At 69.9% G+C, this 7,026-nt stretch carries 7 protein-coding genes and 1 pseudogene; 4 read left to right on the plus strand and 4 right to left on the minus strand.

Features of this window, described 5'->3' with window-relative positions; translation table 11 throughout:
• Positions 1 to 85: 85 nt before the first annotated feature.
• From BMW99_RS42845 to BMW99_RS42575, 4 genes and pseudogenes are all read right to left on the minus strand, one after another.
• The gene (locus BMW99_RS42845; RefSeq protein WP_265737217.1) at positions 86 to 208 is read right to left on the minus strand and encodes a hypothetical protein; all 123 of its coding nucleotides are present in this window, start codon (positions 206 to 208) and stop codon (positions 86 to 88) included.
• A gap of 108 nt (positions 209 to 316) precedes the next feature.
• Positions 317 to 856, minus strand: a pseudogene (locus tag BMW99_RS38635) (transposase); the annotation flags it as partial.
• Between the two features lie 161 nt (positions 857 to 1,017).
• Entirely contained in the window at positions 1,018 to 1,638 is a 621-nt protein-coding gene (locus tag BMW99_RS38640; RefSeq protein ID WP_141726544.1) for a hypothetical protein, read from the minus strand.
• Between the two features lie 1,729 nt (positions 1,639 to 3,367).
• Positions 3,368 to 3,598, minus strand: coding sequence for a hypothetical protein (locus BMW99_RS42575; protein WP_245791810.1), 231 nt, complete (start codon positions 3,596 to 3,598; stop codon positions 3,368 to 3,370).
• Positions 3,599 to 4,553: 955 nt separating this feature from the next.
• Between BMW99_RS42575 and BMW99_RS38650 the strand changes: the two genes are divergently transcribed.
• From BMW99_RS38650 to BMW99_RS38665, 4 genes are all read left to right on the plus strand, one after another.
• Positions 4,554 to 5,132, plus strand: a complete 579-nt coding sequence (locus tag BMW99_RS38650; protein ID WP_069461757.1) for a hypothetical protein — start codon at positions 4,554 to 4,556, stop codon at positions 5,130 to 5,132.
• 102 nt (positions 5,133 to 5,234) lie between these two features.
• Entirely contained in the window at positions 5,235 to 5,915 is a 681-nt protein-coding gene (locus tag BMW99_RS38655) for a hypothetical protein (RefSeq protein ID WP_069461759.1), read from the plus strand.
• Between the two features lie 295 nt (positions 5,916 to 6,210).
• Entirely contained in the window at positions 6,211 to 6,438 is a 228-nt protein-coding gene (locus BMW99_RS38660; RefSeq protein WP_069461756.1) for a Ku family protein, read from the plus strand.
• A 327-nt stretch (positions 6,439 to 6,765) separates the two neighbouring features.
• Positions 6,766 to 7,026 (plus strand): helix-turn-helix domain-containing protein (locus BMW99_RS38665; RefSeq protein WP_218159335.1); only part of this gene is annotated, 261 nt, incomplete at its 3' end.

Raw genomic sequence — 7,026 nt, forward strand, 5'->3', positions numbered from 1 at the left:
CGTGCTGAACCCCCGAACCGCTGAGCCCCCGTACCGGCCGCGCCGCGAAGCGTAGTTAAACGATTCCATGCGAGCACTCGAACGGCTAGGCCTTTTGCACGCTCGCGCAAAAGCTCTGGTAGACGCGGGACTTGGAGGTCTGCGGGTTCGACTCGTAGTCCCGCACCAGGCGCCGGTGGAGCATCGAGGTGCCGAGCCTCTGCTCCACTCTCCAGCGGATCGTTAGCTGGGGGCCAAACCCGCTGTGCAGCCGTTTCCCGCCCATACCAACACGATCAGGCGATACCGAAACGGTCAGACCGCCACATCCCGCCCTCTCAGCTCTCGCGCGCTGGCGGTGCCGCAGTTCGAGTACGGCGATCGGAACGTTGGTGGTGTTGGTGGCGAACGCCGTGAGTCGCAGCCCGTCCGCGTCGGTGAGCCGCAGTTGGGCACCGGGGTGCGGGCGCTCCTTGCGGACGATCAGTCACATGCCCTTCGGCCAGCCCTTCAGGACGTCTCCGTCGAGTTCGGCGACCCATGCGCCGTCGCGGATCCCACCTTCCGGTTCGACGGCCACCGTCCATGCGGCGGGCGGGATTTTGAGGACGGCCTGGTGGATGGCGTCGGTGATGGTCATGCCGACCGAGTACGACAGCCACCTTCCCCGCTGCGCGAGCCAGGCGACGAATTCGTGGGTGCCACCGCCGGAGTCGGTGCGAATCAGCGTCTGGCGTCCTCGCCGGTACTTCTTCGGCAGCTGGACCAGGGCGAGTTGGGCGGTTGCGATGTGGTCGGCGACGGTGTTGCTGCCCGCGTTGCCGGGCCGCAGCAGCCCCGCCACCGGCTCCCCGCTACCGCCGCCTCCGTGGTCGGTCAGCCCTGCGGCGGGGGTGTGGGCCACGGCAGGCCCGGCCGAGGCCGGCGACCAAGCGGCGGCGGACCGGCGGGCGGCGGGCCACTCCTGTCTGAGTGACATCCGACCGGCCTCATCGGACTGTGGCCACCAGCTGTTTCGTCCCAGACGTGTTCGATCTTTCACGACGGCGCTTCGAACTGGTGTCCCACGGCTTGGCCGTCGAGCGCAACGTCACCGAGATCGCCGAGATGCCGGACATCAGGAGCGAGACACGCGATAGCCGCGGCTAGGCAGACGGGGTCGATGCGGCTCAAGGTCGTGGAGCGTCTGCTCCGAGTGGTGTTCCTGAACGCCGCGACGAAGTCCGGGTCATCCTGCGTGGCGAGGCAGGCATCAAGCGCTTCCCGCCGGGGGCTGGTTGAGGGGCAGGCGGCGGTCTGCCAGGGAGTGCGGCGGTACACCTCCAGGTCGCTGCCACGACGCCACGGAGGGCCTTCGACCGACCAGTTCACCGCCACGACCTCGGACCAGGCCACGAACTCAGGCCTACGGAAAGGAAGAAAGCGGTAAAGCGTGATTCCCTGCCTGTCCACCTCCACACTCTTGCGGTGACTGAAGCAGACTGCCGCGATCCACACAGCAAAGGGACTGAACACCAGATCGACGTGGTCCATCACAGGCGGCTCCGTATGCGAAAGGAAACCCTCCGCCCCGATGAGCAGGACCATCACCATGACGCTCAAGACGCCAGTTCGAGTCCAGCCATACCGAACCACGTACGAACCGTTGAACTGCCCCATGCGCACCATCATGACGCAACACCCGTTGACCGCCCCTCCGGACGGCCAGCGACAGGCAGCAGGCCGGCGGGCGGAGCAGCGGCCACGCGCCCCGTCCGGGCCGCCGAAGGCACCACACCACTCCTTGGCCCCTTCCAACCTGCCCGGAACCCTCTCGTCACCTTCCTCGTCTTCTCCCTGCAGCCCCCGCCCGCGACGCCCGCCCAGGAACAGCACCCCACCATCACGCCGAGCACAATCGAGCAGCACGTGGTCGGGCCGCGGCGGGGACCGGTGGCCGGTGTGGGCGGGCCACGCCCGGAACCCACAGCTGCCCGCGGCCGGACGACGGCCAGCCGCGAGCGAGGCCGCGAAACGACGGCGATCCCCACGAACCGACGCGGCGCGGGCCGGGTGGCGGAGGCTGGGCTGCCGCGACCAGGCCGCGGGGCGGGCAGCGTGACGGCGACCGTCGGGAAGCCGGGCGCGCCGGGCGGCAGAGTGCAAGCGGCAGAGTGCCGGACGCACGGCGGGCACAAGGCAGTTAACGCGTCGTCTCAGCCCGCCTGAATCCCGATCTCAGAAGTTGAATCCTTCCCGCTCACAGCGCCCGAACCAAGGCACCACCACAAGACCGCCGCAATCTCAAAAACTGAATCGTCCCAAGTCAACACACCGCAAACGATCACCACCGACTCAAACACACAGAGACAACTCAGCCGGCACGGGCCACAGGCGGACGCCAGGCCCGGCCAGCGGCCGGCGCGCGGAGGACCGCGGCGGGCCTGCGGCAGGCGGAGTGCGCGCGGCGCAACGGTTGCGCGGAGCGGCCAGGCGGCGGTTGGGCGAGCGCGGGCCGGCGGAGGCTGGGCAGGCCGGCGGCCGGGCGCGGCGGCCGACAGCCCAGGCGCGGGCAGTTGGCAGGCGGTACGCGGTCGGGCCGGTCGGCAGACGGCGGCCGGGCGGGGCCGCGGGCCGCCGAACGACCGCGCGAACGGCGCGGGCAGCGCGACGGCGGCACGCGCCGCGGCGCCCCAGCCGAGCGCGGACCGGCGGAGCTCTGCGGACCGACGGCGGCCTGGGCGCGGGCGGACGCAGACGGACGTAGGCGGCCGGGGTGCGCGCGGGAGGCGGGCCGCGAGGCGGCCGGCGCCGTGGCGGAGGTGGGGTCGTGCGGCGGGGCTCACGGGCAGGGCCACGAGCGGGGTAGTCCCGCGGCCAGACGACGACGCGGGGCTGGCCGGGCCGGTAGGGCGGGCGCGGCAGCCCGGGGGCATCTGGGGGACGAGCGGCCCGGCGAGCCGGACGACGGCGCGGAACGGTCCGCCGGCCGCCGGGCGGGGGCAGGCCAGCGGCGCCGGGCGGCGGGCCGGCGACAGGCCGCAGGGCCGTGGCGTGGCCGACGGCGCGGAGCGACCCACCTGCGGCGGCCGGCGGCCGGGCGGCGGGCGCCTGGAGTGGGACATCTGCCGCCACCGGACGGGACAGTGGACGGCCCGGCAGGCGTACTGGCGGCCAGTCGGGGAGCGCGCGGCCGGGCGGACCCCGCGGCGGGCCGCCGGGGGCCGACACGCGCCGCGGCGGACGCGAGGCGGCGCGGCCGGCGGCACGGGCGGGCGCGGGCGGGCGCCGGCGGGCGCCGGCGCCACCGGCATTTGGCGCAACAAGGCGAGCGGTTGCGCGATGTCCTGACTCCGCACCGCCCAGGTGGTGCGGGGCAGATCACCTGTCACGCGCCGCCCGGCCCTGATCAGGGTCGGTAGTAGTAGCCGCTGTCGAGCACCGTGCCGTTCTCGTCGGTCAGGGAGATGTAAACGTGGTCGGACCCGCCGGGGACGTCCGCGACGAGATTGATGGTCTGCTCCGAGTCGTTGTTGCAGTGGGTGCTGGAACTCCTCGTGTCCAGTGGGGTGGTTTTTGCCCAGGCGGTTGCGTACACCCGCCGGCACCCATAGGCATGGAGGTTTCCGTCGACGGTCACCGACCGGTTGTACCAGGTGACGCGGCCGGAGTAATAGCTGTTTTCGTTGGCCGGGGCGGACGACGAGAGGCTGAACAGCTGGAAGGGGTAAGCGGCCGTGGTCGCAGGAGCAGCGGGTGCCCCTGCGAGAAGCAGCCCGGCACCAGCCGCCGTGGCCAGGACGATCGCGCTGACTTTCCTCATCACAATGTGTCCCCCTGTGAGGTGAGTGGCGAGAATTTTCCGCGAGCGCCACGGTAGTTGCCCCTCGACGCGGGACGCTACGTCCGGCCAACAGCGAGTTGGAGCCGTAGCCGAGCCGCTTGTCCGCCCGCTCCTGGCTGTCGCCCAGGCCCGATCCCGCGGGCGACCAGGGGCGTGCGCGAACCAGGCGTCGACATCGGCCTCGACGTAACCGCCGGCGCGGCCGGTGACCAGATCCCGCACAGCTTCGTCGCCGGTGCGCGGTTCGGCCTGGGTGAACGTGCCGAGCTCGCGCAGCGCCTGGAGCTCCGCGCGGCCGCGGGTGTCGTCGGCCAGGTGCTCGTGCCGGGAGTCCTGCCGCGCTATGAAGCGTGCGTCGTCCAGGTCGCGGGAGACCGTCGGCCGTCATACCGGTGGCGCGGCGGCTCACGACGCGCCGGGAGCCGGGCGGCGGCGCGGTCGGCGGCGGACGGCCGTGGGGCGGGCAGGAGGCGCCGGGCGCCAGCGTGTGAGCGACAAAACGACGGACACACGGCGGGCACACGGCAGTTGACGCGTCGTCTCAGCCCACCTGAATCCCGGTCTCAGAACGTGAATCCTTCCCGCTTGTCGACGGTCACGTAATTCCCCACCAGCGGCGTCAACTTCCCCGCCCAACCGTTCGAATGAGGCCGGTTTCTCCTGCGGCTGGTGATGCGCATGTGGTTTGCTCCGGTCGGCTCAGCTGATAAGAGATGGTTCGCGTCCCGTCTCGTGCCGGAAGATTCTCGGTGTGGCCGACACGGAACTCACCGAAGAAGAGACGCCGGACGGACTGCTGGGCTGGTGCCTGGTGGCCAACGTGGCGCAGGAAATTGCGCGCGGCGAGAGTGGTCTCGACATCCAGCGCGGCACGAAGCACTTCCCGGTAGGCGCCCTGCTATGGATCCCACCCGTGCGCTGGGACCCTGGCTGGGGTCGCTGGCATGCGGTCGGGCGGCACAGAGGCAACGGCCGTCGGTACGTCAACATGGTCGTGCGCACGGATGACCTGGAGAACTTCCGGGTCAAGGGTGTCTACAGCGAAGGTCTCGTCCGCAGCCTCAACGGCTACGATCACGACCCCGCCGCCCCGCGGACCCTGCAGAACCCGTGGACTCGCGAGCGGGCCCAGAGCTGGGCGGACGGCCGGAACGATCTCCGGGAGGGCATCGTTATCGATGGTCAGCGTCACCCGCGGATCTCCGTTCCCAACCCTCCGCCGGCAGAGCTCCAGGTCGGCGGCGAAATCCTGCACCTCGCTCAGTACGGCACCAGGGGACCGCACTACAGTCGCATGCCCCCTCCCGTGGAATGGGTCCCCGGGGCCTGAGATGCGGCGTTCGAACAGTTGGGCGGGGAAGTTGACGCCGCTGGTGGGGAATTACGTGACGTTTCACAGATCGTGATGATCATCATGCGGAAGACTGTGTGCGTGACGCTTCCTACTCCGCTTGCCGCTGCTGAAGAGATCCACGATCACCTCATTGATCAGCTCAACCTTGCCCTTCGCCGGCCCGGGATGTATGGCGGCGAGGTGGCTTTCCGGCTCCTGATTGACCACTTGCTGTTCATCGAGCGCCAGCCCGAGTCGTGGAACCAGCTGCGGCAGAGTTGGGAAGAGCAGGGGCTCTGGACCCCCATCGGTCCCAGCGGGGCCTTCCAGGATGTCTTTCCCGCGCAGGCTGACTGCTGTGAAGTCGCCTCGGTGTACGCGGAGTTCGCGTACCGGCGGGGCTGGCTCAAGCCCGATCGGGTTCTCACCGGGGAGGGGTACGAGGCTCTCACGGGGCGGGTCCGGCGGTGGGCTGCGGTTGACCGAACCTGGGCTGACGTGACGGCGGAGTTCGGCCCTGCCTCTGTGCTGTTCGGAGGGAACAATCCTCTGTACGGGAAGGCGCTCGGCTACCTCTCGGAGGATCCGCACCAGCCGATGGTGGTCTTCCATCTGTGGAACGGCAGCGAACCGGGGGCAGAACCGTGGCCACCCGAGCACGAGCAACCGTCGCTCCTCGCGGTGCGTTTCGGCGGCGGCTCGTTCCGCGGATCGTTGACCTTCACCCCCGAGGGCGAGCGGAGAAAGCCGACGATCGGGGATCCTTGCCTGCCGCAGTAGCGGCCTGACGGCGCGCGCAGGTCACGCACATGGGGATTCCAGGACAGCGGACCCACCCCCGCATGATTCTGGACCCCCAGGAGGTACAGGTCTCGACGCGAAGACCATGCTGGTGAGCGTGGTGGAACTGGGTGCTTCCGAGGGGTCTTCTACGACTGCCTGACCGGGCGGCGCGACGCACTGTTCGAGCTCACGGACGCGGTGCTGTGCAGCAACGGGCCGGTCAAGACGCTGGTGGACTTGGCGCTGGGGCCGGAGCACCAGCTCAGACACGGAGCCGCGCGTTGAACTCGACATGGCCAAGATGCATGACGAGTACGCGCACGCCGTGGAGACAATGCTGGACGCCAAGATCTCCGAGAAGGCAAGGCTGGCCAAGGCGGCGCGGCCGCGGCCCGCCCGGGCTGAGCCGGTCGCGGACCTTTTGTCCACGCTCCAGGAGGCGGCCGACAGGGCCCGCGCGAACCGTGAGAAGGACGCCGCGGTGCATCACATGGCCGGCCTGACCGCTGACCCGAAGTAGACCGCGGCCCGCAAGATCACCGCGAAGAAGTCCACGGCGAAGAAGACAGCCGGCAAGAAACCAGCGGCGAAGGCGACTCGGAGACGCACTGGATGACCGGACGGATCCGGGCCGGCTGTTCGCGTGGCGCCCGGTGTTAACGCCCTGCCCGGTCCACGGAGCGGTGACGAGGTCGAGCCGACGGACTTCGCTGGATGTCGGCGGCGCGGTCGGGACGTTCGGTGATGTTGCTGGATGTCGGCGACGGCTGAAAAGTGGACCAGTGGCGGCGCTTGAAAGTTGACCCCCTTCAAGGGTCTGGCTCGTTGAGTCAGGCCGGGAGGATGGGTGATCAGCGTGGAGGACTGGGCGGAGATCCGCCGGCTTCATCGCGCCGAGCAGATGCCGGTGCGGGCGATCGCGAGGAAGCTGGCCATCGCGAGAAACACTGTCCGCAGGGCGATCGCGGACGATGCGCCGCCGAAGTATCAGCGGGCGCCGAAGGGTTCGATCGTAGATGTGGTCGAGCCGCAGATCCGTGAACTGCTTGAGCAGTGGCCTGAGATGCCGGCAACGGTGATCGCCGAGCGGATCGGCTGGGACCGGGGT

The sequence above is a fragment of the Actinacidiphila rubida genome, from assembly GCF_900110255.1.
Taxonomy (GTDB): Bacteria; Actinomycetota; Actinomycetes; order Streptomycetales; family Streptomycetaceae; genus Actinacidiphila; species Actinacidiphila rubida.